This is a genomic window from Pseudomonas sp. Mb7 (genome assembly GCF_054790525.1).
In genome coordinates this window covers 6462202-6488021 of the sequence record NZ_CP186501.1, presented here as the reverse complement: position 1 = coordinate 6488021, position 25820 = coordinate 6462202, and the positions used below count along the sequence as shown (strand labels likewise).

At 60.2% G+C, this 25820-nt stretch carries 24 protein-coding genes; 16 read left to right on the top strand and 8 right to left on the bottom strand.

The genetic code is table 11. From position 1 onward, the window contains the following. Positions 1–116 precede the first annotated feature (116 nt). A complete protein-coding gene (locus tag ACOYXH_RS29250; protein ID WP_095047405.1) occupies positions 117–1610 on the bottom strand; it encodes a CoA-acylating methylmalonate-semialdehyde dehydrogenase in 1494 nt (497 codons plus the stop codon). Positions 1611–1686: 76 nt separating this feature from the next. Continuing rightward, positions 1687–3036 carry an omega-aminotransferase AptA gene (gene aptA, locus ACOYXH_RS29245; protein ID WP_095047404.1) on the bottom strand — a complete coding sequence of 450 codons (1350 nt, stop codon included), beginning with the start codon at positions 3034–3036 and terminating at the stop codon, positions 1687–1689. 138 nt (positions 3037–3174) lie between these two features. On the opposite strand from aptA, the gene ACOYXH_RS29240 reads away from it, so the two are divergent. The 7 genes from ACOYXH_RS29240 to ACOYXH_RS29210 all read left to right on the top strand — a co-directional run bounded on the left by ACOYXH_RS29240 (position 3175) and on the right by ACOYXH_RS29210 (position 11163). Next, positions 3175–4095, top strand: a complete 921-nt coding sequence (locus ACOYXH_RS29240; RefSeq protein WP_064387741.1) for a LysR family transcriptional regulator — start codon at positions 3175–3177, stop codon at positions 4093–4095. Positions 4096–4226: 131 nt separating this feature from the next. Further along, on the top strand, positions 4227–5615 hold the full coding sequence (locus ACOYXH_RS29235) for a uracil-xanthine permease family protein (protein WP_460410154.1): 1389 nt from the start codon (positions 4227–4229) through the stop codon (positions 5613–5615). 88 nt (positions 5616–5703) lie between these two features. Then, a complete protein-coding gene (locus tag ACOYXH_RS29230) occupies positions 5704–6354 on the top strand; it encodes a TetR/AcrR family transcriptional regulator (protein ID WP_064387743.1) in 651 nt (216 codons plus the stop codon). Between the two features lie 7 nt (positions 6355–6361). After that, on the top strand, positions 6362–6943 hold the full coding sequence (locus ACOYXH_RS29225) for an IMPACT family protein (protein WP_320413857.1): 582 nt from the start codon (positions 6362–6364) through the stop codon (positions 6941–6943). A gap of 626 nt (positions 6944–7569) precedes the next feature. Further along, the gene (locus tag ACOYXH_RS29220) at positions 7570–9117 is read left to right on the top strand and encodes an ABC transporter ATP-binding protein (protein ID WP_460067037.1); all 1548 of its coding nucleotides are present in this window, start codon (positions 7570–7572) and stop codon (positions 9115–9117) included. Positions 9118–9130: 13 nt separating this feature from the next. Continuing rightward, positions 9131–10237, top strand: a complete 1107-nt coding sequence (locus tag ACOYXH_RS29215; protein ID WP_460410153.1) for an ABC transporter permease — start codon at positions 9131–9133, stop codon at positions 10235–10237. Continuing rightward, positions 10237–11163: an ABC transporter permease gene (locus ACOYXH_RS29210; protein ID WP_460410152.1), complete on the top strand. Its 927-nt coding sequence runs from the start codon at positions 10237–10239 to the stop codon at positions 11161–11163. The genes ACOYXH_RS29215 and ACOYXH_RS29210 overlap by 1 nt, the downstream gene beginning before the upstream one ends. Positions 11164–11221: 58 nt before the next feature. On the opposite strand, the gene ACOYXH_RS29205 is transcribed toward ACOYXH_RS29210, so the two are convergent. Then, positions 11222–11656: a hypothetical protein gene (locus ACOYXH_RS29205; protein ID WP_095126151.1), complete on the bottom strand. Its 435-nt coding sequence runs from the start codon at positions 11654–11656 to the stop codon at positions 11222–11224. A gap of 84 nt (positions 11657–11740) precedes the next feature. On the opposite strand from ACOYXH_RS29205, the gene ACOYXH_RS29200 reads away from it, so the two are divergent. From ACOYXH_RS29200 to ACOYXH_RS29190, 3 genes are all read left to right on the top strand, one after another. Further along, positions 11741–12091, top strand: coding sequence for a MerR family transcriptional regulator (locus tag ACOYXH_RS29200; protein WP_093430322.1), 351 nt, complete (start codon positions 11741–11743; stop codon positions 12089–12091). Positions 12092–12113: 22 nt separating this feature from the next. Next, a complete protein-coding gene (locus tag ACOYXH_RS29195; protein ID WP_086935984.1) occupies positions 12114–12800 on the top strand; it encodes an SDR family oxidoreductase in 687 nt (228 codons plus the stop codon). 250 nt (positions 12801–13050) lie between these two features. Beyond that, positions 13051–14409, top strand: a complete 1359-nt coding sequence (locus tag ACOYXH_RS29190) for an 8-oxoguanine deaminase (protein WP_095047399.1) — start codon at positions 13051–13053, stop codon at positions 14407–14409. A gap of 129 nt (positions 14410–14538) precedes the next feature. On the opposite strand, the gene ACOYXH_RS29185 is transcribed toward ACOYXH_RS29190, so the two are convergent. After that, entirely contained in the window at positions 14539–15630 is a 1092-nt protein-coding gene (locus ACOYXH_RS29185; RefSeq protein ID WP_095047398.1) for a calcium:cation antiporter, read from the bottom strand. 286 nt (positions 15631–15916) lie between these two features. Between ACOYXH_RS29185 and ACOYXH_RS29180 the strand changes: the two genes are divergently transcribed. The 3 genes from ACOYXH_RS29180 (at position 15917) to ACOYXH_RS29170 (ending at position 19131) form a co-directional block, all read left to right on the top strand. Then, positions 15917–16990 carry a BMP family ABC transporter substrate-binding protein gene (locus ACOYXH_RS29180; protein ID WP_093430367.1) on the top strand — a complete coding sequence of 358 codons (1074 nt, stop codon included), beginning with the start codon at positions 15917–15919 and terminating at the stop codon, positions 16988–16990. A gap of 141 nt (positions 16991–17131) precedes the next feature. Continuing rightward, positions 17132–18097, top strand: coding sequence for a 2-oxoglutarate and iron-dependent oxygenase domain-containing protein (locus tag ACOYXH_RS29175; RefSeq protein WP_095047397.1), 966 nt, complete (start codon positions 17132–17134; stop codon positions 18095–18097). Positions 18098–18177: 80 nt separating this feature from the next. Further along, positions 18178–19131 (top strand): adenosine deaminase, encoded by a 954-nt coding sequence (locus ACOYXH_RS29170; protein WP_095047396.1) that lies wholly within the window; start codon positions 18178–18180, stop codon positions 19129–19131. A 121-nt stretch (positions 19132–19252) separates the two neighbouring features. On the opposite strand, the gene ACOYXH_RS29165 is transcribed toward ACOYXH_RS29170, so the two are convergent. From ACOYXH_RS29165 to ACOYXH_RS29155, 3 genes are all read right to left on the bottom strand, one after another. Next, positions 19253–20635 (bottom strand): MFS transporter, encoded by a 1383-nt coding sequence (locus ACOYXH_RS29165; RefSeq protein ID WP_220557576.1) that lies wholly within the window; start codon positions 20633–20635, stop codon positions 19253–19255. Positions 20636–20775: 140 nt separating this feature from the next. Beyond that, the gene (locus ACOYXH_RS29160; protein WP_093430305.1) at positions 20776–21510 is read right to left on the bottom strand and encodes an ArsR/SmtB family transcription factor; all 735 of its coding nucleotides are present in this window, start codon (positions 21508–21510) and stop codon (positions 20776–20778) included. Positions 21511–21827: 317 nt separating this feature from the next. Beyond that, complete coding sequence (locus ACOYXH_RS29155; RefSeq protein ID WP_095047394.1) at positions 21828–22757, bottom strand: LysR family transcriptional regulator; 930 nt, start codon at positions 22755–22757, stop codon at positions 21828–21830. A gap of 119 nt (positions 22758–22876) precedes the next feature. Between ACOYXH_RS29155 and ACOYXH_RS29150 the strand changes: the two genes are divergently transcribed. From ACOYXH_RS29150 to ACOYXH_RS29140, 3 genes are all read left to right on the top strand, one after another. Beyond that, positions 22877–23170 (top strand): putative quinol monooxygenase, encoded by a 294-nt coding sequence (locus tag ACOYXH_RS29150; RefSeq protein WP_258709196.1) that lies wholly within the window; start codon positions 22877–22879, stop codon positions 23168–23170. Positions 23171–23202: 32 nt separating this feature from the next. Then, a complete protein-coding gene (locus ACOYXH_RS29145) occupies positions 23203–24216 on the top strand; it encodes a zinc-binding alcohol dehydrogenase family protein (RefSeq protein ID WP_095047392.1) in 1014 nt (337 codons plus the stop codon). A gap of 160 nt (positions 24217–24376) precedes the next feature. Continuing rightward, positions 24377–24550 carry a hypothetical protein gene (locus ACOYXH_RS29140; protein WP_007914687.1) on the top strand — a complete coding sequence of 58 codons (174 nt, stop codon included), beginning with the start codon at positions 24377–24379 and terminating at the stop codon, positions 24548–24550. Between the two features lie 6 nt (positions 24551–24556). On the opposite strand, the gene ACOYXH_RS29135 is transcribed toward ACOYXH_RS29140, so the two are convergent. Next, positions 24557–25759 carry a multidrug effflux MFS transporter gene (locus tag ACOYXH_RS29135; protein WP_007914685.1) on the bottom strand — a complete coding sequence of 401 codons (1203 nt, stop codon included), beginning with the start codon at positions 25757–25759 and terminating at the stop codon, positions 24557–24559. Positions 25760–25820 lie beyond the last annotated feature (61 nt).

Below are 25820 nucleotides of genomic sequence, written 5' to 3'. Positions count from 1 at the left end.
ACATCTGAAATTCGCCGTCAACACTTATTTTCATAATTCTGTCACATCGGTCAAAAACCCCCGAAAACACGAAGGCCGCCCCCAAGGGGTCGGCCTTCGTTGCATCGCCCCTCTACTTACAAGCTAGGGAACGCGAACTGCGAAGCCTCATGGCTGGCACGCTGCGGCCAGCGCTGGGTGATCGCCTTGCGACGGGTATAGAAGCGCACACCATCCGGACCATAAGCGTGCAGGTCACCGAACAGCGAACGCTTCCAGCCGCCGAAGCTGTGGTAAGCCACCGGCACCGGCAGCGGCACGTTGACGCCAACCATGCCGACTTCGATCTCGTCGCAGAACAGACGCGCCGCCTCACCGTCACGGGTGAAGATGCAGGTGCCATTGCCGTATTCGTGATCGTTGATCAGTTGCATGGCCTCTTCCAGGCTGTTCACGCGAACGATGCACAGCACCGGGCCGAAGATCTCTTCTTTATAGATGCGCATTTGCGGGGTGACGTTGTCGAACAGACAGCCACCGAGGAAGAAGCCTTCTTCATGACCGGCCACGCTGAAACCACGACCGTCGACCACCAGGGTCGCGCCCGCCGCCACGCCGTCGTCGACGTAACCGCTGACTTTGTCGCGCGCTTGCCCGGTCACCAGTGGGCCCATGTCCAGACCGCACGAAGTACCGGCACCGATTTTCAGTGCCTTGATCTGTGGAACCAGTTTGGCCACCAGTGCATCCGCTACCTGGTCACCCACGCACACGGCCACCGAAATCGCCATGCAGCGCTCACCGCACGAACCATAAGCCGCGCCCATCAGTGCGCTGACCGCGTTGTCCAGATCGGCATCCGGCATCAGCACGGCATGGTTCTTCGCGCCGCCCAGTGCCTGGACGCGCTTGCCGCGCTTGGTACCTTCGGCATAGATGTACTCGGCAATCGGCGTCGAACCAACGAAGCTCAGCGCTTTGACTTCCGGCGCTTCGATCAACGCGTCCACCGCCGTCTTGTCACCGTGCACCACGCTCATCACGCCTTTCGGCAGACCGGCTTCCAGCAACAACTGAGCGATCAGCAGTGTCGAGCTTGGATCACGCTCGGACGGTTTGAGGATGAAGCAATTACCGCAGACGATCGCCAGTGGGTACATCCACAGAGGCACCATGGCCGGGAAGTTAAACGGGGTGATACCGGCAACAATGCCCAGCGGCTGGAAGTCCGACCATGCGTCGATGTTCGGGCCGACGTTGCGGCTGTACTCGCCCTTGAGGATTTCCGGGGCAGCGCAAGCGAACTCGACGTTCTCGATACCACGCTTCAGTTCACCGGCGGCGTCTTCCAGGGTCTTGCCGTGTTCTTCGCTGATCAATTGCGAGATGCGTGCTTCGTTCTGCTCCAGCAGTTGCTTGAAGCGGAACATCACTTGGGCGCGTTTGGCCGGTGGCGTGTTGCGCCAGGCCGGGAACGCAGCCTTGGCGGCATCGATGGCTTTCTGGATGGTGGCCTGGCTGGCCAGTGGCAGCTTATGGATAGCCTGACCAGTGGACGGATTGAACACATCAACCGCGCGACCGTTCTCGGTCACCAGTTCGCCATTGATCAAATGCGGGATAACGCTCATCGAAAACTCCTGAATTCTTGTCCACGGGCACACGTTAAGGAGTGCCCGTTTTTGTAGGTATATATAGAAGGAAAAATCAGTCGAGCTTGTTCAGCACTTCGCCGACCGCGTCGAACAGACGATCGAGGTCTTGTGGCTTGCTGTTGAAAGTCGGGCCGAACTGCAAGGTGTCGCCGCCGAAGCGTACGTAGAACCCGGCTTTCCACAGGGCCATGCCGGCTTCGAACGGACGCACGATGGCGTCACCGTCACGCGGGGCAATCTGGATCGCACCGGCCAGACCGAAGTTACGGATGTCGATAACGTTCTTCGAACCTTTCAGCCCGTGCAGCGCGTTTTCAAAATGCGGTGCGACTTCTGCAACGCTCTGTACCAGGTTTTCCTTTTGCAGCAGGTCGAGAGCCGCCAGGCCAGCGGCACAAGCCACCGGGTGTGCCGAGTAGGTGTAGCCGTGTGGAAATTCCACGGCGTATTCCGGGGTCGGTTGGTTCATGAAGGTCTGGTAGATCTCGGAGCTGGCAATCACCGCGCCCATCGGGATCGCGCCGTTGGTGACTTGCTTGGCGATGCACATCAGATCCGGGGTCACGCCAAAGGTGTCGGCGCCGAACATGTTGCCGGTACGGCCGAAACCGGTGATCACTTCGTCGAACACCAACAGGATGCTGTGCTGATCGCAGATCTCGCGCAGACGCTTGAGGTAACCCTGCGGCGGCACCAGTACGCCGGCAGAACCGGCCATAGGCTCTACGAATACGGCGGCGATATTCGAAGCATCGTGCAGCTCAATCAGTTTCAGCAGTTCATCGGCCAAGGCGATACCGCCCTGCTCCGGCATGCCACGGGAGAAGGCATTGCTCGCCAGCAGCGTGTGCGGCAGGTGATCGACATCCATCATCGCCTGACCGAACAGCTTACGGTTGCCGTTGACGCCGCCAAGGCTGGTGCCGGCGATGTTCACGCCGTGGTAGCCGCGGGCACGGCCGATCATTTTGGTTTTTGTGGCCTGACCTTTCAGGCGCCAGTAGGCACGGACCATTTTCACCGCAGTGTCAGCGCACTCGGAACCGGAGTCGGTGAAGAACACGTGGTTGAGGTTGCCCGGGGTCAGCTCGGTGATCTTCTCGGCCAATTGGAACGACAGCGGGTGGCCGTACTGGAAGCCCGGCGAGTAATCGAGGGTGCCCAACTGTTTGGAAACCGCTTCCTGAATTTCCTTGCGGGTGTGGCCGGCGCCGCAAGTCCACAGCCCGGACAAAGAGTCGTATACCCGGCGGCCTTTGTCGTCGATCAGCCAACTGCCTTCAGCACCAACGATCAGTCGCGGGTCGCGCTGGAAGTTGCGGTTGGCGGTGTACGGCATCCAGTGCGCGTCCAGCTTCAGTTGGCTGGCCAGTGGCGACGGCGCGTTTTCAGGCATGTTCATCGGGCAAAACCTCGCAGGGCATAAGCGTCAGGGAGATAAAAAGCGTTGTTGCAGCTAAATTGCCACGGGGATAAAGTCGGTGAAATTCAACTCTTCTAACCTTCAGTTAGAACTTTGCTAAACAATGAGAACAATAAGATGAGCAGCCGTCGCCCCGATCCGCTGGCCCAGGTGAGTGACTTTGATATCCGCTTGCTGCGGATTTTTCGCAGTGTGGTGGAGTGCGGCGGCTTCTCGGCAGCGGAAACCGTGCTCGGCATCGGTCGCTCGGCGATCAGCCAACAGATGAGCGATCTGGAGCAGCGCCTCGGTTTGCGTCTGTGCCAGCGTGGTCGAGCCGGGTTTTCGCTGACCGAGGAAGGTCGCGAGGTCTATCAGTCGGCACTGCAACTGTTAAGTGCGCTGGAAAGCTTTCGCACCGAAGTCAACGGCCTGCACCAGCATCTGCGGGGTGAGTTGATCATTGGCCTGACCGACAACCTCGTCACCCTGCCCCACATGCGCATCACCCACGCCCTCGCTCAGTTAAAGGAACGCGGGCCGGATGTGCAGATCCAGATCCGCATGATTGCGCCCAATGAAGTCGAGCAAGGCGTGCTCGATGGGCGTCTGCATGTCGGCGTGGTACCGCAGGCCAGTGCGTTGTCGGGTCTGGAATATCAGCCGTTGTACAGCGAGCGTTCGCTGCTTTATTGCGCTGTTGGTCACCCGCTGTTTTATGTCGACGACAAGCAACTCGATGACGAACGCCTGAATAGTCAGGACGCGATTGCGCCGACTTTTCGTTTGCCGGCGGATATTCAGGCGCATTACCAGGCGCTCAATTGCACGGCCAGCGCTTCGGACCGTGAAGGCATGGCGTTTCTGATCCTGACCGGACGCTACATCGGCTATCTGCCGGATCACTACGCCAGTCTCTGGGTGCAGCAGGGGCGCTTGCGTGCGCTGAAATCGCAAACGCGCTTCTACGACCTGAGCCTGGCATCGGTCACGCGTAAGGGGCGGCGCCCTCATTTGGTGCTGGAAAGCTTTTTGGAGAGTCTGGCGGCGACACGTTGAAAGCAAGTTCAAAAGATCGCAGCCTTCGGCAGCTCCTACATTTTGGGGTTATTCGCCGATAAAGCTGAGCAAGTGGACAGCTTTTTGCAGTGCAGGATCAACCCCGATCCTTCAACAAGAAGCCTTAAGCCATGCAGCCAGATTCCGCACCGTCCAGCGACCTGATCTACGGCCTCAACGACCGCCCCAAACCCGCTGCTGCAATTCTTGCCGCGCTGCAGCACGTGCTCGCCAGTTTCGTTGGCATCATCACCCCACCATTAGTGATCGGCTCGGCCCTCGGGCTGACTGCGCATTTGCCTTATCTGATCAGCATGGCCTTGATGGTCTCGGGCGTCGGCACGTTTATTCAGGCGCGGCGACCATTCGGGATCGGCGCGGGAATGATCTGTCTGCAAGGCACCAGTTTCGCCTTTCTCGGTGCGGTGCTCTCCGCTGGTTTTCTGGTCAAGCAGCGCGGCGGCAGCCCGGAAGACATTCTGGCGATGATTTTCGGTGTGTGCTTTTTCGGCGCAATCGTGCAGATCGTTCTCAGCCGCTTCATCGGTCAACTGCGTCGCGTGGTTACGCCGCTGGTGACCGGGATCGTCATCACCCTCATTGGCATCAGCCTGATCAAGGTCGGCATCACCGATCTGGGCGGTGGCTTCAACGCGCCGGACTTCGGTGCGCCGGGCAATCTGGCGCTGGGCGTGTTTGTGTTGCTGACGATCATTCTGCTTAACCGCTCGAATACGCCATGGGTGCGGCTGTCGGCGATCATCATCGGACTGTTGCTCGGTAGCCTGGCCGCTTGGTTCAGTGGAAAACTGCTGCCGCAACCGTTGCCTGATTTGCCGCTGGTGAGTTTTCCTACGCCGTTCAGGTTTGGATTCAGCTTTGACTGGACAGCGTTCCTGCCGGTCGCGCTAATTTATCTGATCAGCACCATCGAAACCGTCGGCGACCTCACTGCCAACTGCATGCTCGCCCGTCAGCCGATCAGCGGCCCTTCTTATATAAGCCGCCTGCGCGGTGGCGTACTCGGCGATGGCGTCAGCTGCATGATCGCCGCGACCTTCAGCGCTTTTCCCAATACTACGTTCGCGCAGAACAACGGCGTGATTCAGTTGACCGGCGTCGCCAGCCGCTACGTCGGGCTGTACATCGGCGCGATTCTGTTTTGCCTCGGCTTGTTCCCGATGATCGGCGCGGTGCTGCAACAGATTCCGAAACCGGTGCTCGGCGGCGCGACCCTGGTGATGTTCGGCGCGGTGGCGGCTGCCGGTGTGCGCATCCTCGCGCAGTCGCCGCTGGATCGACGCAGCATGTTGATCATCGCCACATCGTTCGGCGTCGGCCTGGGCATTGCCGCGCAACCGAACCTGCTGCACCTGCTGCCGAAACTGGTGCAGAACCTGTTTGATTCGGCGATCACCAGCGGCGGCCTGACCGCAATCATCCTGTGCCTGCTGCTGCCGGAGTCGAAAACCGAGGCCGCTGAAGCGCACGCGCCGCTGAACAAGATCGAACAGGCGTAACGGTTTTATCGCGCAAAGACTTGTCGGATGCCTGTGGGTGCGCTATCAACGCAACTGGTTGCACCCACAGACAAACCCGGAAGTGCCTATGACCTTTGAAGTCCCAGCCCATGGCGGCAAACCCGCCAGCCGCATTCGTCAGAAAAACGAAGAGACCATCCTCAAAGCCGCCGAAGACGAGTTCGCCCGTCACGGGTACAAAGGCACCAGCATGAACACCATCGCGCAGAATGCCGGGTTGCCCAAGGCGAACCTGCATTACTACTTCACCAACAAGCTTGGCTTGTACGTGGCGGTGCTGAGCAACATCATCGAGTTGTGGGACAGCACCTTCAACACCCTCACCGCCGAGGACGATCCAGCCGAAGCGCTGACCCGGTACATTCGCGCCAAGATGGAGTTCTCCCGCCGTCAGCCGCAGGCCTCGCGAATCTTTGCGATGGAAGTGATCAGCGGTGGTGAATGCCTGACCGAATATTTCAATCAGGATTACCGCGCCTGGTTCACTGGCCGTGCGGCGGTGTTTCAGGCGTGGATCGATGCGGGCAAAATGGACGCGGTCGATCCGGTGCACCTGATCTTCCTGTTGTGGGGCAGCACCCAGCACTATGCCGACTTTGCGACGCAGATCTGCCGCGTCAGCGGTCGCAGCAAGCTGACCAAGCAAGACATGGAAGACGCCGGCAACAATCTGATCCGCATCATTCTCAAAGGCTGCGGCCTCACTCCTCCTCTATAAGACGTTTATGCCTTTCACCCTCAGCGGTTTTTGCGAGTACCGCGAAGAGATTCGCAAAAGCCGCTTTATCACCTTCGCCACGCCGATCGGCAGCCCTGCCGAGGCGCAGGCGTTCTTCGAGCAACACAGCGACTTGAATGCCTCGCACAATTGCTGGGCGTGGAAGCTCGGCGATCAATATCGCAGCAATGACGACGGCGAGCCGGGCGGCACGGCGGGTCGGCCGATTCTCGCGGCAATTGAGGCGCAGGATTGCGATCAGGTCGCGGTGCTGGTGATTCGTTGGTACGGCGGCATTCAACTTGGGACTGGTGGGTTGGCCCGGGCTTATGGCGGTGGCGCGAACAAGTGCCTGCAAACGGCGGCGAAGGTTGAGTTGATCAGCCGGGTGCCGTTGAGTTGCGCTTGCGGGTTTGCCGAGTTGGCGTTGGTGAAGTTGCGGGTGGCCGATCTGGGTGGATTGGTTATGGAGGAAAACTTCACCGCTAACGGCGTCGAATTGCAGCTGGCGGTGGGCGAAGCGCAAATCGATGTCTTGCAAACTCAACTAGCCGATTTGAGTCGTGGGCGGATTTTGCTTCAACGATAAAAGATCAAAAGATCAAAAGATCGTCCGATCGCGGCCCGAGCGTTCCGCAGCTCCTACAGGGGAACGCATTTCAAATGTAGGAGCTGCCGAAAGCTGCGATCTTTTGGGGCGATCCCGAATTTCCTTATTCCACAGAGTTGCCCACATCGGCTGTGCACCCGACTGTGGATAACCTGAGTACATTCGGCTGTAACCCTTCTGTCACGTGGCTTTGCGCGGTTTGTTCACTTTTCGTTCAATTCTCCCGACGAAACGAAATTTTCAAACAGAAACAGTCAGTTAGCGCGGTTTATCACCATTAGAAGAAAGCACCGCAGTGCTTATGCCCGGGTTTGCAGCTTGCGCACAATAACTGTGGAACAAGCTGTGGATAACCCGTTCATGGCTGGCGCAGTCGCTGGATCCATCTAGCCCCCAAGGGATTGCTCGTTTTTTGATCATATCGCGACGGGCAAAACTGGCGCCCGAGCAACGGCTTTGCTCTGAATTGGTGCCATCGTCGTACGTGATTCGGCCTTCAATGCTCTATACCGAGTGCTGCCACACGCGGCCCGCTCGCGTTCCTGACTCAATGGCCAGGAAATTGCTTTATCCACAGGCACAACTCCAAGCAAGTCGAGCCTGTCATGCCAATTGCTTCCAACACCCCGCGCCTGCAACTGCGCCACATCAGCAAACGCTACCCCGGTTGTCTGGCCAACGATGCCATCGACCTGAGCATCACGCCCGGTGAAATTCACGCCCTGCTCGGTGAAAACGGTGCGGGCAAAAGTACGTTGATGAAGATTATCTACGGCGTCACCCAAGCCGATGCCGGCGAGATGCTTTGGCAAGGTCAGCCGGTGAATATCCGCAACCCGGCCCAGGCGCGGCAGTTGGGTATCGGCATGGTGTTCCAGCATTTCTCACTATTCGAAACCCTCAGCGTGGCGCAAAACATTGCTTTGGCGATGGGCGCAGCAGCCGGCACGCCGAAACAACTGGAACCGAAGATTCGTGAAGTGTCGCGCCGTTATGGCATGGCGCTGGAGCCGGAGCGACTTGTCCACAGCCTGTCGATCGGCGAGCGGCAACGGGTGGAGATCATTCGTTGCCTGATGCAGGACATTCGCCTGCTGATTCTCGACGAGCCGACCTCGGTGCTGACGCCGCAAGAGGCCGACGAATTGTTTATCACCCTGCGCCGCCTCGCCGCCGAAGGCTGCAGCATTCTGTTTATCAGCCACAAACTCGCTGAAGTGCGCGCGTTGTGCCACAGCGCGACGGTTCTGCGCGGTGGGCGCGTGGCCGGGCATTGCCTGCCAGCGGAGTGCTCGGATCAGCAATTGGCGCAGATGATGGTCGGCGAAGCGGCGGCGTTGATTGGCGACTATCCGAAGGTCAGCGGCGGCGCGGCGTTTTTGCGGGTGAAGGGCTTGAGTTGGCACAACCCGGATCCGTTTAGCTGCTCGCTGACTGACATTGATGTGCAAGTGCGCAGCGGCGAAATTGTCGGCATCGCCGGGGTCGCGGGCAACGGTCAGGATGAATTGCTCGCCCTGCTCAGTGGCGAACACACCTTGCCTCGGGTAGAAGCGGCAACCATTCGATTCGCTGAGCAGAACGTCGCCGATTTGCGCCCGGATGCCCGTCGCAAACTGGGTCTGGCTTTCGTCCCCGCCGAACGCCTCGGGCACGGCGCGGTGCCGGAATTGAGTCTGGCGGACAACGCCCTGCTGACGGCTTTCCAGCAAGGCTTGGTCAGCAACGGGCTAATCCAGCGCGGTAAAGTCGAAGCCCTCGCCCAACAGATCATTCAACGCTTCGGCGTAAAAACTCCGGACACGCAAACCGCCGCGCGCAGCTTGTCCGGCGGTAACCTGCAGAAATTCATCCTCGGTCGGGAAATTCTTCAGCAACCGAAACTGCTGATCGCTGCGCACCCAACCTGGGGCGTCGACGTCGGCGCGGCCGCGACCATTCACCGTGCGCTGATCGCGCTGCGCGATGCCGGCGCGGCGATTCTGGTGATCTCCGAAGACCTCGACGAATTGTTCCAGATCAGCGACCGCCTCGGCGCGCTGTGCGGTGGACGTTTGTCGGCACTGCAAGACACCAGCAAGACACAACTCAGCGAAGTTGGCGGCTGGATGGCCGGCCAGTTCGACCACGCCCCTTCAGCCGCCACGGTTTAACGGAGTTTTCCACATGCTGCTTTCCCTCGAACCCCGTGGCCAGCAATCGCGCCTGATGCTGTGGTGCTCGCCGTTATTGGCGGCGGCGCTGACGCTCGGTTGCGGCTCGCTGCTGTTTATCGCCCTCGGCCACGACCCGCTGCAAACCTTGCACACGCTACTGATCGCGCCGGTCAGCGATTTGTATGGCGTCTCCGAATTATTGGTCAAGGCGCTGCCGATTCTGCTCTGCGCACTGGGCCTGGCGGTGGCGTATCAGGCGCGGATCTGGAACATCGGCGCCGAAGGTCAATTGCTCCTCGGCGCTCTCGCCGGCAGCGCTTTGGCGGTGAACATCATCGATATGCAAAGCCGCTGGGCGCTGGTGTTGATTCTGCTCACCGGCACCCTCGCCGGCGCGGCATGGGCCGGGCTGACTGCGTGGTTGCGCACACGCTTCAACGCCAACGAAATCCTCACCAGCATCATGCTCAATTACATCGCGCTGAATCTGCTGCTGTTCTGCGTGCACGGACCGCTGAAGGATCCCGCTGGGTTCAACTTTCCCGAATCGGCGATGTTCGGCGATGCCAGCCGTTTGCCGTTGTTGATGGAGGATGGCCGCGTGCACGCCGGGGTGTATTTCGCCTTGCTCGCACTGGTCGCGGTGTGGGTGTTGTTGCAGAAAAGCTTTGTCGGTTTCCAGATCAAAGTACTCGGGCTGGACAAGCGCGCGGCGGGGTTCGTCGGCTTTCGCGAGAAGCGACTGATCTGGCTGGCGCTGTTGATCAGTGGCGGCTTGGCCGGGCTCGCGGGTGTCTGCGAGGTCACCGGACCGATTGGCCAATTGGTGCCGCAGGTGTCGCCGGGATACGGCTACGCGGCAATTACCGTGGCGTTTCTCGGACGCCTCAATCCGATCGGGATTCTGTTTTCCAGCCTGTTGATGGCGCTGCTGTATATCGGCGGCGAGAGCGCGCAAATGACCCTGAATCTGCCGCAAGCGATCACCCAGTTGTTTCAGGGAATGATGCTGTTTTTCCTGCTCGCCAGTGACGTGCTGATTCTCTATCGGCCACGCCTGAACCTGCGTTGGGTGAAGCGCACTTCGACCACTGCCGTAACCGCCGGAGCGCTGTGATGGATATCGATCTGTTGAGCAATATTTTCTACGCCATGGTGCGTTGCGGCACACCGCTGTTGCTGGTGGCGCTGAGGGAATTGATCTGCGAGAAGAGCGGCGTGCTCAACCTCGGGCAGGAAGGGATGATGCTGTTTGGCGCGGTGATCGGTTTTATCGTCGCACTCAACAGCGGCAACCTGTGGCTTGGCGTGTTGCTGGCGATGCTGGCCGGGATGTTGTTATCGTCGCTGTTTGCGCTAGTGGCGTTGGTGTTCAACGCCAATCAGGTAGCAACCGGATTGGCGCTGACAATTTTTGGTGTCGGGCTGTCGACCTTTGTCGGCGCAGCTTGGGTCGGTAAACCACTGGCCGGTTTTGAGCCGTTGGCGATTCCTTATCTGAGTGAGATTCCGCTGATCGGGCGGATGCTGTTTGCTCAGGATTTGCTGGTGTATCTGTCGTTCGCGCTGTTTGCGCTGGTGGCGTGGGTGATCATCAAAAGTCGTGTCGGGTTGATCATTCAAGCGGTCGGCGAGAATCCGGATGCGGCCAGTGCGATGGGCTTGCCGGTGTTGACGGTACGTACGCTGGCGGTGCTGTTTGGCGGGGCGATGGCCGGGTTGGCCGGGGCTTATTTGTCGCTGGCGTATACGCCGATGTGGGCGGAAAACATGACCGCCGGGCGTGGCTGGATCGCCCTGGCGCTGGTGGTGTTTGCCAGTTGGCGGGTGTGGCGGTTGTTGCTCGGGGCTTATTTGTTCGGCCTCGCCAGCATCCTGCACTTGGTGGCGCAGGGGTTGGGGCTGGCGATTCCGTCGAGTCTGCTGGCGATGCTGCCGTATGTGGCGACGATTGTGGTGTTGGTGTTGTTGTCGCGCGATGCGCTGCGCACAAGATTGTATGCGCCGGTTTCGCTTGGGCAGCCTTGGCAGGCGGGGCATTAATGTAGTGATGTCAATGGCCCCATCGCTGGCAAGCCAGCTCCCACAGGTTTAGTGCTGATCACAAATTTTGCGCACTACTCGGACACTGTGGGAGCTGGCTTGCCAGCGATGAGGCCCTCACAGGCAACACCTGAGCAACGCCCCACGCCAGTTCGAAGACCAGAAAAACAATCAGAATCGAACTGGCACCGTGGAGCAAGGCATACGCCTGCCAAGCCGCAAACAGAAACCGCCCCACCGCGTCATACCGTCCATAAAGCGCCTGCGGATCACGAATCCGCAGCACCGCCCACACGCACACCACCGAGCCCAGCAGATTCGCCATCAACAGGTGCACAGGCGCAAACGCCGGCAGTTCACCGGGCAAATTCAGCGCGGTCAAAAATCCATGCAAAGCGGCAAAACTCCACGGCGTGGCAAATGCCACCGTGACGATCAGGTCATACCAGGCACTGCCAAGCACCACATTGCGATACTGCGTTGAAGTCCACATCATCCATGCTCCGCAAAATTCAGGGAGCAAGCACGGTAAAGCCTGGAGTATGCTCCAGGGTCAATAGCCTTTTTGAGAGCCCGCATGCGCATCGGTGAACTAGCCCAAGCCTGCGCCGTCAGCCGTGACACGCTGCGCTTCTACGAGCAGCGCGGGCTGATTGCCGCGCAACGCCGTGCCAACGGTTACCGCGACTATCCGCCAGACATGGTGCAACTGGTGCTCTATATCAAAACCGCGCAACGCCTGGGATTTACCCTCGGCGAGATCAGTGACAGCGTTGCCGCGCTGTGGAACGCCCCCAACCCGGACAACGCCGTGGCGCAGTTGCTGCGCGACAAACTGCAACTGATCGAAACCCGAATGCGCGAGCTCGACACGCTGCGGCAAGAGTTGCAACTTCGCCTCGGTCAGGCCTGTCCATTGAATCCATGATCCTCATTCATCAAGGAAGCCCATCATGTCTGCAAAAAACGCACTGATCATCGGCGCCTCCCGGGGCCTTGGCCTCGGTCTGGTGAAAACCCTGCTGGCCGACGGCTGGCAAGTCACCGCCACCGTGCGCAATCCGCAAAACGCCGAGGCGCTGCAAGCGCTGGGCAAGGTGCGGATCGAGAAGCTCGACATGGATGACCAGCAAGCGGTGATCGCCCTGAGTCAGCAGCTCAAGGGCGAAACATTTGACCTGCTGTTCGTCAACGCCGGGGTCAAAGGCCCGGCAGATCAGACCCCGGGCGGCGCGACACTGGCCGAAGTCGGTCAGCTATTTTTCACCAACGCGGTGGCGCCGATCAATCTGGCGCAACGGTTTGTCGGGCAGATTCGTGACGGCAGCGGTGTGCTGGCGTTCATGAGTTCCGGGCTGGGCAGTGTGACGGTGCCGGACGCGCCGGAACTGGCGTTGTACAAGGCCAGCAAGGCTGCGCTGAACTCGATGACCAACAGTTTTGTCACGCAATTGGGCGAGCAGAAAATGACCGTGTTGTCGCTGCATCCGGGTTGGGTGAAGACCGATATGGGCGGCGAAGGGGCTGACCTTGATGTGGAAACCAGCACCCGTGGATTGATTGATCAGGTGAATGCGTACACCGGCAAGGGCGGACATCACTTCATCAATTACAAGGGCGAAACGATTCCCTGGTAATTGATGATCCCCTGTAGGAGCTGCCGAAGGCTGCGATCTTTTGATTTTTTTTAGGATCAAAAGATCGCAGCCTTCGGCAGCTCCTACAGGGGTTGTGTATTTTGGTGATGTTGTCCTGTCGGGTTGGGCTTGCCCGGCGTGGCAATTTGTTTGAAACTGCGCACCTCGTCCCTCGCGGCGACCCTGGATCAGCAGACAGGGCATCACTGAGCTGGCAACCCTGAACCCCATTTTCAGAGGAGCCGGCAGCATGCCCGCGACCCGTACCTGGTTAAAAAATCCCCTCGCCATTTTCACCTCCAACGAGCTTGATGCCCGTGGCGGTCTTGTCGTGCAAGACGGTGTCATTGTCGAAGTCCTCGCCGCTGGCCAACAGCCGTCGGCGCCGTGCAATGCAGTGTTCGATGCCCGTGAACATGTGATCCTGCCGGGCCTGATCAACACCCACCATCACTTCTATCAAACCCTGACTCGCGCATGGGCGCCGGTGGTCAATCAGCCGTTGTTCCCGTGGCTGAAAACCCTGTACCCGGTCTGGGCGCGCCTGACGCCAGAAAAACTCGCGCTCGCCACCAAAGTCGCTTTGGCCGAACTGCTGCTGTCGGGCTGCACCACTGCGGCCGACCACCACTACCTGTTCCCGGACGGTCTGGAAAACGCCATCGATGTGCAAGTCGAAAGCGTGCGTGAACTGGGCATGCGCGCCATGCTCACTCGCGGTTCGATGAGCCTCGGCGAGAAGGACGGCGGTCTGCCGCCGCAGCAGACCGTGCAGGAGGGTCAGGTGATTCTCGACGACAGTCAGCGCCTGATTCACGAGTACCACGAACGTGGCGATGGCGCGCAAATCCAGATCGCGCTGGCGCCGTGCTCGCCGTTCTCGGTGACCCCGGAAATCATGTCGGCCAGCGCCGAACTGGCGAACAATCTGGACGTGCGTCTACACACGCACTTGGCCGAAACCCTCGATGAAGAAGATTTCTGCCTGCAGCGTTTCGGCCTGCGCACCGTCGATTATCTCGACAGCGTCGGCTGGCTCGGCTCGCGCACCTGGCTGGCCCACGGCATCCACTTCAACCCGGACGAAATCGCGCGTCTCGGCCAGGCCGGCACCGGTATTTGCCATTGCCCGAGTTCGAACATGCGTCTGGCCTCCGGCATTTGCCCAAGTATCGATCTGACTGACGCGGGTGCGCTGTTTGGTCTGGGCGTCGACGGTTCAGCGTCCAACGATGCGTCGAACATGATTCTCGAAGCGCGTCAGGCGTTGTACATCCAGCGTCTGCGTTACGGCGCCGAGAAGATCACCCCGGAACGCGTGCTGGGCTGGGCGACCAAAGGTTCGGCGAGTCTGTTGGGGCGCACCGACATTGGTGAGCTGGCGGTGGGCAAGCAGGCGGATCTGGCGTTGTTCAAGCTCGATGAGCTGCGCTTCTCCGGTAGCCATGACCCGATTTCGGCGTTGCTGTTGTGCGGTGCCGATCGTGCGGATCGGGTGATGATTGGCGGCAAGTGGCGCGTGGTCGATGGCCAGGTTGAGGGTCTTGATCTGAAAGGCCTGATCGCCGATCACAGCCAAGCGGCACGCCAGTTGATCGCCGGTACCTGATCCCCTCCCCATATGATCGTTCCCACGCTCTGCGTGGAAATGCATCTCGGGACGCTCCGCGTCCCAGCGGCGGACGCAGAGCGTCCATGGCGGCATTCCCACGCGGAGCGTGGGAACGATCACCCGTCGCTAGAGGCCCAGCAGAGACAGCATGATGAAGGTCGCGAACAGCACGAAGTGGGTCATGCCTTCGATGGCATTGGTCTCACCGTCATTCAAGTTGATCGCGCTGACGATCAGCGTGATGAAGATCATCACCGTCTGTACCGGTGTCATCGCCATCTGAAACGGCTGGCCGGTATACAGGGCCATTGCTTCCATCACCGGCACCGTCAGAATCACCGTCGACAATGACGCGCCCATCGCAATGTTCACCACCGACTGCATACGGTTGGCCAGTGCCGCACGCAACGCGGTGAGAATCTCCGGCGCGGCGGAAATCGCCGCCACCAGAATCGCCGTGATCACCGGCGGCGCGCCCGTGCCTTCCAGGCCCAGATCGAGGGTCTTCGACATCACTTCGGCCAGTGCGCCGATCACCACAATGCCAAACACCAGAATGCCGATCGACAGGCCGATGCTCGGTGCATTCGCCTGCGCGTCCTGCGGTTCTTTCTTGCGGCGCTTGTCCGGATAGCTGTAGCTGAAAAAGTAACTGTGCGGGCCGACCTGCATGCGCAGAAACAGCGCGTAAAGCACCACCATCGCGCCGATGGTGAACGCCGAATAAATCTTCCAGTTGGCCTCGGGAATAAACTCCGGCACCACCATCGACACCGCCATGGCGGTGAGGATCATCACGCTGTAGCTGCGCGCGGAATCGTCGTTATAGGACTGCTCGCCATGTTTGATCCCGCCCATCAGTGCGGCGAGGCCGAGGATGCCGTTGATGTCGAGCATCACGGCAGAATAGATCGTGTCGCGCACCAACGTGGGCGACGCTTCGTTGCTCATCATGATCGCGAGAATCACCACTTCCACCAGCACGGCCGCAAGCGTGAGGATCATCGTGCCGTAAGGGTCGCCAACCTTTTCCGCGAGCAATTCGGCGTGATGGGCGACGCGCATCGAGGCGGCGACGATGAAAGCGATCAGCACCAGACCGCCGAGCAGCGCGACGATCTGGCCGCTGTGCAGCAGCCAGTGTTCCAGCGGATAGGCAACGCACGCGGCGATGACTGCCAGCAGCAGAAAGCTTTCTTGCTTGAGAATTGTGAGCATGGCGGGCCTTTTGCCGAAGAGTGCGAATGAGCTACTGACTGCAGGGCGGCGCTAACGTTTCGTTACACCTTAGCGCACCAGCGAATAGCAGCGAGTTTGGCAGGTGCCCTTTTATTGGCCTCACCGGCCTCTTCGCGAGCAGGCTCGCTCCCACAGGGGAATGCGCTCGAAGGTGGGAGCGAGCCTGCTCGCGAAGGCCGCACCGCGGTTTCGGAAGGCTTGTTGTCCTGTTGGTCAGCAATTTGCATTGGCCCTGACCACACACAACAAAATGGAGTTCGAATTCATGCAAATACGTCCGCTGCACAAACTGCTGTGCGCCGCCCTCGGTCTGGGGATCAGTCTGAGCGCCAGCGCTGCCGATCCGCTCAAGGTCGGCTTCGTCTACATCGGACCGATCGGTGACCACGGCTGGACGTATCAGCATGAGCAGGGGCGCAAGGCCCTCGCGGAAAAATTCGGCAATCAGATCACCACCAACTACGTCGAGAACGTCGCCGAAGGCGCCGACGCCGAGCGGGTGATCCGCAACATGGCCAAGGACAAATACGACCTGATCTTCACCACCTCCTTCGGCTACATGAACCCCACCGTCAAAGTCGCCAAGCAATTTCCCAAGGTGACCTTCGAACACGCCACCGGCTACAAACAGGACAAGAACCTTGGTACCTATCTGGCGCGCACTTACGAGGGTCGCTACGTCGGCGGTTTCCTTGCGGCGAAGATGACCAAGACCAAGAAAATCGGTTACGTCGCTTCGTTCCCGATCCCCGAGGTGATCCGCGATATCAACGCGATTCAACTGGCCTTGAACAAGTACAACCCCGGAACCGAGATCAAAGTGGTGTGGGTCAACTCCTGGTTCGACCCGGGCAAGGAAGCCGACGCGGCCAACGCGCTGATCGATCAGGGTGTCGACGTGGTGTTCCAGCACACCGACAGCCCCGCGCCGATTCAAGCCGCCGAACGTCGTGGCGTGTACGCGGTGGGTTACGCCTCGGACATGGCGCATTTCGGGCCGAAAGCCGTGCTGACGTCGATCGTCAACGACTGGGCGCCGCATTACATTCAGGCAACGCAGAGTGTGATCGATCACAGCTGGAAACCTCAGGATTACTGGGGTGGGTTGAAGGAAGGCACGGTTGAACTGCCGATCAGCGACCTGGTGCCGGCACCAGTGAAAGCCGAGGCCGAGCAGATCATTGCCGATATCAAGAGCGGTGCATTGCAGCCGTTTACCGGGCCGATCAAGGATCAGGCCGGCGTCGAGAAAATCCCGGCGGGTGTGAGTGCGAACACTGCGGAACTGGCGTCGATGAACTATTACGTTGAAGGCATGAAGGCCGAGATGCCGAAGTAAGCCACCTGACCCCGATCGTTCCCACGCTCTGCGTGGGAATGCCGCCCGGGACGCTCCGCGTCCCTGCCAAAAGCGGACGCAGAGCGTCCATTGAGGCATTCCCACGCGGAGCGTGGGAACGATCACAATAGAGAATGCGAAATGGATCAGCTTCCGATCATCGATATCAGCCCGCTCTACTCCGCCGATGAAAACGCCTGGCCCGCCGTCGCCGCGCAAATCGACCTGGCCTGCCGCGAATGGGGCTTTTTCTACATCAAGGGTCATCCGATTTCAGCGCAGCGCATCGACGCCGTGCTCGATCAGACTCAGCGTTTTTTTGCCCTGCCCGCAGCGGAAAAACTCAAGATCGACATCACCCAGACCCGCCACCATCGTGGCTACGGCGCCATCGCCACCGAGCAACTCGACCCGAGCAAACCCAGCGACCTCAAAGAAACCTTCGACATGGGTCTGCACCTGCCGGCCAATCATCCCGACGTGCTCGCCGAAAAACCGTTACGCGGGCCGAACCGTCATCCCGCGCAGACCGGATGGCCTGAGTTGATGGAGCAGCATTACCTCGACATGCAGGCCCTCGCGCAAACCCTGCTGCGGGCGATGACCCTCGCGCTAGGCATCGAACGCGACTTCTTCGACAGCCGTTTCAATGATCCCGTCAGCGTCCTGCGCATGATCCATTACCCACCGCGTCACACTGCCAGCTCCGCCGAGCAGCAAGGCGCCGGCGCGCACACCGATTATGGCTGCATCACCCTGCTCTATCAGGACAGCGCCGGTGGCTTGCAGGTCAGGAACGTGCGAGGCGAATGGATCGACGCGCCGCCCATCGACGGCACCTTCGTGGTCAACCTCGGCGACATGATGGCGCGCTGGAGCAACGACCGTTATCGCTCGACCCCGCACCGGGTGATCAGCCCGCTCGGCGTGGATCGCTACTCGATGCCGTTCTTCGCCGAGCCGCATCCGGACACCCGCATCGAATGCCTGCCGGGTTGTCAGGACGCACAGCATCCGGCGAAATATCCGACGACCACCTGCGCCGAATTCCTGCTCTCGCGCTTCGCCGATACCTACGCCTATCGCCGCGAGCAAGAAGCCGTGTGATGGATCGCTTGGTCAGGTTTTGCCAATTGTTTCGGCGAGCATCTGTAGAATGCCGTCATTGCACCTGATGAGAAAAGAATATGTACGACTGGCTCAACGCCTTGCCCAAGGCTGAACTGCACCTGCATCTGGAAGGCTCGCTGGAGCCTGAGCTGCTGTTCGCCCTGGCCGAGCGCAACAAGATCGCCCTGCCGTGGAGCGACGTGGAGACCCTGCGCAAGGCATACGCCTTCAACAACCTGCAGGAATTCCTCGACCTGTATTACCAGGGCGCCGACGTATTGCGCACCTCGCAGGATTTCTACGACCTGACCTGGGCCTACCTGTTGCGTTGCAAAGCGCAGAACGTGATTCACACCGAACCATTCTTCGACCCGCAGACCCACACCGATCGAGGCATCCCGTTCGAAGTGGTGCTCAACGGCATCGCCGCAGCACTGAAGGATGGCGAGCAGCAACTGGGCATCACCAGCGGTTTGATCCTCAGCTTCCTGCGCCACCTCAGCGAAGAAGAAGCCGAGAAAACTCTGGACCAGGCACTGCCATTCCGTGACGCGTTTGTCGCAGTCGGCCTCGACAGCTCCGAGATGGGCCACCCGCCGAGCAAGTTTCAGCGCGTGTTTGATCGCGCCCGCCACGAAGGTTTCCTGACCGTTGCCCACGCTGGCGAAGAAGGCCCGCCGGAGTACATCTGGGAAGCTATCGATCTGCTGAAAATCCAGCGCATCGACCATGGCGTGCGCGCCATCGAAGACGAGCGTCTGATGCAGCGGATCATCGACGAGCAAATCCCGCTGACCGTGTGCCCGCTGTCGAACACCAAACTCTGCGTGTTCGATCACATGTCGCAGCACAACATCCTCGACATGCTCGAGCGTGGCGTGAAGGTCACGGTGAACTCCGATGACCCGGCGTACTTCGGTGGTTATGTGACCGAGAACTTCTACGCGCTGCATGAACATTTGGGCATGACCCAGGATCAGGCCAAGCGTTTGGCGCAGAACAGCCTGGATGCGCGACTGGTAAAACCCTAAGCAACACCGAAGTACCCATGTGGGAGCGAGCCTGCTCGCGAAGAGGGAGTGTCAGTTAACATTTTCGTTGAATGACACTCCGCTTTCGCGAGCAGGCTCGCTCCCACAGTGGGTTCTTTGTTCAGCCTGGGATTTGGGTTTCGGTCAGCTCTTCCAGGGTTTTCCCTCGCGTCTCCATCCCGAACAGCCACACCACGCCCGCCGCAATCGCAAAGCACGCCGCGCCCAGCGCAAACACCCCGCCCTGCCCGGTAATCGGGAACACCAGTCCGGTCACCAACGGCCCTAGCAGCGAACCCACGCGGCCAATCGCCGAGGCAAAGCCCGAGCCGGTCGCCCGCGCCGACGTCGGATAAAGCTCCGGCGTATAGGTATAGAGCACCGCCCACATGCCGAACAGGAAAAACTGCATCAGCAACCCGGTGCCGATCAGCAGCGCCACGTTGCCGCCAAACACCGCGCTCTGCCCATACAAAAACGCCATTACACCTCCGCCGAGCAACGTCACGATGCATACCGGTTTGCGCCCCCAGCGCTCAACCAGCCATGCGGCCATGAGAAACCCGGGAATCCCGCCCAGGGAAATCAGCACCGTGTAATACACCGACTGCGTCACCGCGAAACCCGACTGTTGCAACAGCGCACTGAGCCACGACGTCAGCCCGTAAAAGCCGAGCAGCGCAAAGAACCACAGACTCCAGAGCATCGTCGTGCGCTGGCGATACTGCGGCGACCAGATCTGTTTCAGCGCCGCAAAGAAGTTGCCCGGCGGCGTCACGGTACGCGGCAATCGAATCGGTTCCGGCAGCGCGGCACCACCGAGCGACGAGCGCACCCGCGCCTCTATGCCGTTCAATACCTTGTCTGCCGCCTCATGTTTTCCGGCCTGTTCCAGCCAGCGCGGTGACTCAGGAATGAAAAACCTGATCGCCAGTACGAACACCGCCGGCACCGCCAACACCAGAAAGATGTCGCGCCAGCCAATCAGCGGCAGCAGAAAGTAGGACAGCACGCCGGCAGCAACGAAGCCGAGCGGCCAGAAGCCGTCCATCAACGCGATGTAACGTCCGCGGCGCTGCGCTGGAATCAGCTCGGACAACATCGACTGGGCGATCGGAAATTCCATGCCCATACCGATCCCCAACAGGATGCGGAACAGCGTCAGCGTCTCGACCGTTTGCGCTGTCGAGCACAGATAACTGGCCACGCCCCACAGCACGATGCTCCACTGAAACACCGGTTTACGCCCGAAGCGATCGGCGAGCATGCCGGACAGCGACGCCCCCAGCACCATGCCGAAAAAACTCGAACTGGCGAGCAATCCCGCTTGCGCACTGCTCAGGCCGAACTCGGCTTTGATCGAGCCGAGCAGGAAGGTCATCATCGCCAGATCCATGGAGTCGAAGAAAAACGCCAAGGCGATGATGATGAAAATAATCCGGTGATAACCGCTGATCGGCAGTCGTTCCAGACGTTCTGCCGCGCTGTAGCCGTGAGTCTCCATGCCACCTCCCCCATCCGAAAAATATCCCCGGATCGAGTGTGCTTGATAGCGAAACGGCGTTAGTGCTGGATACGACCTGTTCGCAGTCGCGGGCGACGCCAGAAGCGCTTACGCAGTTCCGGACGTCGATTGCGAGTGCTCTACAACGCCATTTCCAGCTCGGTTTCCTTGGCGAAACGGTGCAGCTCCCGTTGGCCGGTGGCGGTCAATTGCAAAGCTCTCGAGTCGTTGGGCAGGGTCAGCCAGCCGGACTGCATGAACAACTGCAATAACGCGGCGCCGAGTGATCCCCCCATGTGCGGACGACGTTCGCTCCAGTCTGGACAAGCACACGCCACTTGCACGTTGCGATGGGCCAACGCCTGAATGAACACGCCACGTCCAGCCAACAGTTTCGAACCCTTGTGGGTCACCACGACGCGTTGTTCAAGCTGTTCGATCCAGCCAGCATCGAGCAAGCGCTGATACAGGTCCGCCGCCAGCGTACCGCCGAGGTGGTCATCGCAAAAACGCGCGCGCAACAATGAGGACGGCGCGGTTTGCGGTTTGGCCATGGGGGTGGTGCGTTTGAAGACCTCGGGAATTTCCCGTGGAGCACTGGCGATGGTGGCGCTGGCCAATGCTTCTATCGCAGCACCGACCTCCGGTGCCGAGAGACGGAAAAAGCGTTTGCGACCACGGACTTCGACCTTCAACAGACCACCCGTGGATAGCCGCGCCAGATGCGCGCTGGCCGACGACGGCGACAGCCCTGCCAGTAGCGCAAGCTCCTCGGTTTGCCGGGCCGAGCCATCCATCAACGCCCACATCATCGCGCTGCGCTTGGGGTCGGCCAGCAACGTGGCGATCTGGCTGATGCAAGGTGCATGTTCCATGTGTTCACTCCCTGTTGAATCGTATCGTCTACTGCTCGGAGACATCTTGGCCGGTAATCAGTCATCGGCCAAGACGCGAAAATCGCCATGAACCGGGGCGAGGCAAGCCACTGACGCAGCCTGCTCCGGCACAGAACCCGCAGCAGTTGCGCGACCGTCACTCGAAGACTGGCGACGCGGTGCGAGGATCTCCGGGCCGGGGTGTCGGTGCTGGCATGAGGCGGGCGCTAGTATAAGCGGGTTCGCCCGCGCGTCCTGCGCCGGGGCCTGCGCAGGTGGTGATTGTTCCTGACAGAAATTTCTCTATTTACCTGCGACTAATGATCAACTTTCGGAAAAGCGGGAAATTGACTACTCACTTCAGCGCATCGGCTGGCGAGCATTTCCCTCAGAAGGTTCACCGGCTTACTCAATTGGGCGCGATGGGCGCACAACAAATTCAGCGGTGCGCGCTCACAAAGCAGCTCTGGCAACAGCACTTTGAGCCGCCCGGCGAGCACATCGGCGCCCACGTCCAGCCACGACTTGTAGGCAATTCCGGCGCCGGCCACCGCCCACAGACGCACAACGTCGGCGTCATCGCTGAAACGGTCACCACTGACGGTCAGACCAACTTCACGTTTACCGTCATGAAAACTCCAATGGTCATGCACCCGGCTGCCGAGCATGTACAACAGGCAGTTGTGCTGGGCCAGTTGTTCGAGCTGGCGCGGTTCGCCGTGTCGGGCCAGATACGCCGGGGAGGCGCACAGCACACGGCGGTTGTGCGGGGCGATGGGCAAGGCGATCAGGCTCGAGTCTTCCGGCTCGCCGTAGCGCAAAGCGATGTCCACGGGTTGGCGGAACAAGTCCGCGATGCGATCGCCGAGCAGCAAGCGCACGGTCAGCTTCGGGTGCTCGCGCTGGAACTCGTCGAGCCACGGCAGTAACAGGTTGCGGCCGAAGTCCGAAGGCGCCGACAACTGCAAGACCCCACTGACCTGATCCTGTCCGCTGGCCAGTAAGCGCCGGCCTTCATCAAGGTTGCTCAGCGCCGCCCGCGCGTATTCGAGAAAGCCGTCGCCCTCGGCTGTCAGGCGCAGACTGCGGGTCGAGCGCGCGAGCAAGCGCGCACCGAGCTGCTGTTCAATCCGTTTCAACGCCGCACTCGCCACGGCAGCGGACATGTCCATCACCCGCGCGGCTGCCGACAGACTGCCCAGATCCGCCGCCCGGACAAACAACTGCAAGTCGTCAAAACGCAGCATGCTCAGCCTCAATTATCAAAAAAATATTGAAAGAGACTGCTCTTTTAGCCGGTTTTATCTCGCAGAGAAATAGCCAATCATCGCTCTATCGCATTCATCCCGCTTCTCTGGAGCCGAGCATGACCCAGCCATTCACCGCTATTGCCACCCTGACCGCCAAACCCGGCCAACAGGATCTTCTCGAACAAGGCCTGCGCGCCCTGGTTGAACCGAGCCGCGCCGAAGCCGGTTGCAGCCAGTACGACCTGCACCGTGACCTCGCCGACCCGCAGGTGTTTTATGTGATTGAACACTGGGCCAGCGAAGCGATTCTTGAGGCGCACAACGCCAGCGCGCACTTCCAGCATTTCCAGGCAACGGCTGGCCACGCCATCGAACACTTCCAACTCAAGCGCCTCGGCGCGATTGTCTGATTCCTTCTTCTATTACCTGTACGGAGCCACTCATGAAAGCCATCGCCTATTACGCTTCCCTGCCGATCAGCGACGCCAAGTCCCTGCAAGACATCGAACTGCCAGAACCGGTCGCCGGCCCGCGCGACGTGCTGGTGGAAGTCAAAGCCATTTCGGTCAACCCGGTCGACACCAAAGTGCGGCAGAACGTGGCACCGGAAAACGGCGCGGCGAAAGTGCTGGGCTGGGACGTTGCCGGTGTGGTCAAGGCTGTTGGCAGCGAAGTGACGTTGTTCAAGGCCGGCGACAAAGTCTTTTACGCCGGCTCCATCGCCCGTGCCGGCGGCAACAGTGAGCTGCACGTGGTGGATGAGCGCATCGTCGGCCATATGCCGAAATCCCTCGGTTTTGCCGAAGCCGCCGCACTGCCGCTGACCGCGATCACCGCATGGGAGTTGTTGTTCGAGCGCCTGCAAATCCGCGAAGGCAATACCGATGAAGGCCAGAGCCTGCTGATCGTCGGTGCCGCCGGCGGGGTTGGCTCGATCCTGACGCAATTGGCCAGGCAACTGACCGGCCTGAAGGTGATCGGCACCGCATCCCGCGAGCAAACCCGCGATTGGGTCAAAGAACTGGGCGCCGACCTGGTCATCGATCACAGCCAGCCGCTGAGCGAAGAACTCAAGCGCGCCGGGGTCGACAGCGTGACCCACGTCGCCAGCCTGACCCAGACCGACCAGCACCTGGATCAACTGGTCGAAGCGCTGGCGCCGCAAGGCAAACTGGCGTTGATCGACGATCCGAAGTCACTGGACGTGAGCAAGCTCAAGCGCAAGAGCCTGTCGCTGCACTGGGAGTTCATGTACACCCGCTCGCTGTTCGAGACGCCAGACATGATCGAGCAGCACAAACTGCTTAACCGTGTGGCGGATCTGATTGATGCCGGGACGTTGAAGACCACGGTGGGCGAGCATTTCGGCACGATCAATGCGGCGAACCTGCGTCGCGCCCATGAGCTGCTTGAAAGTGGCAAAGCCAAGGGGAAAATTGTTTTAGAAGGTTTCTAAAAAACCGCACAGCGCAGCCTTCGCCGAACCTAGAGCGGTCGGCGGGGCTGCGCTGTTTTTTGCCGTCAGTCCGATGCTTGACCCTTGTCACAATTGCGATCGTATTCAGGTCTACAATCGAAGCCTCTGCGATACATCTTTTACGCAAGGGAGGTCAGCAATGAAGATCCTGATAAAAGAAGTGGCAAAGTCTCAATGGCAGGTTCGTCTGGACCAACACGCCGTGACATTCCGCAGTGAAGCCGAAGCACTGGCCTTCACCCGCACCCTCGAAGCGCGACTGTGCGCACCCCATCAGATTCCCGACCGCAGCCAGCAGCGCGCCGCCGGCTGAGGTTATTTATGCCTCGGCCTGAGCTTGCGCCAGTGCCCGGGCATTCTGCAGACGGCGGGTGAGCAGCGCCACGCACACCACCAGCAAACCGCACAGGCTGATGACTATTGCCATCGGCACGGCGGTGCCGTCGTGCAACACCCCTACCAGCGCCGAAGCGCCGGCGGCGACACTGAATTGCATGCAGCCGAGCAGTGCCGACGCACTGCCGGCGCGTGCGCCCTGCCCGTTCATCGCACAAGCGGCGGCGTTCGGGCTGATGCAACCCAGGCTCGACACGCAGATGAACAGTGGAATCAGCAGCGGCCACAACGATTCGGTGTGCATTGCGCTGACCGCGAGCAACGCCAGCCCGGCGGCGAAGTAAACCCACACCGCCCGCGACAGCAGGAACGCCGGGCCGCGCTTGGCCAACATCCGCGCGTTGACCTGCGCCACCAAAATGAACCCCGCCGCGTTGGTGCCGAACAACCAGCCGAAATGCTCGGCCGGCACGCCATACAGTTTGATGAAGATGAACGGTGAACCCGCGATGTAAGCGAACATCCCGGCGATGGCGATGCCGCCGGTCAGGGCATGGCCGAGGTAAACCCGGTCCTTGAGCAAGCGTCCGTATTGACGCAGCGCGCCGGACAACGGCTGACGCGGCATGTGCGCCGGCATACTTTCCGGCAGCCCCAGCGCCACCGCCAATCCGGCCAGTGCACTGAACCCGGTCAGCACCAGGAAGATCGACTGCCAACCCGTGGTGTTGACCAACAGACCGCCGAGCATCGGCGCCAGAATCGGCGCCAGGCCCATCACCAGCATCAATTGCGAAAAGACTTTCGCCGAGCCGACCGCGTCGCATTTGTCGCTGACCACCGCCCGGGAAATCACCATCCCCGCACAGCCGCCCAAGGCCTGGACAAAACGCGCACCGATCAGCCATTCCAGGTTTGGCGCATAAGCGCAGGCCAGGGATGCCAAGGTGAACAGCGTAAGGCCCACCAGCAACGGGATGCGTCGACCGAAGCGGTCCGCCACCGGGCCATAAGCCAGTTGGCCGATGGACAGACCGGCGAAATACGCCGCCAGCGTCATCTGCACGTGTTTCTCGTCGGTGCCGAACGCCAGCGCCATCGAGGGAAAGGCAGGTAAATAGAAGTCGATCGCCAAGGGCCCGAAGGCGGTCAAGGCACCGAGAATCAGAATGGTACGGAAGTTCATCAGGCATCCAGGTTGGCAAGTCGGCAGCCCGACAGTCTAGCCGCGCCCGAACGCCTTGAAC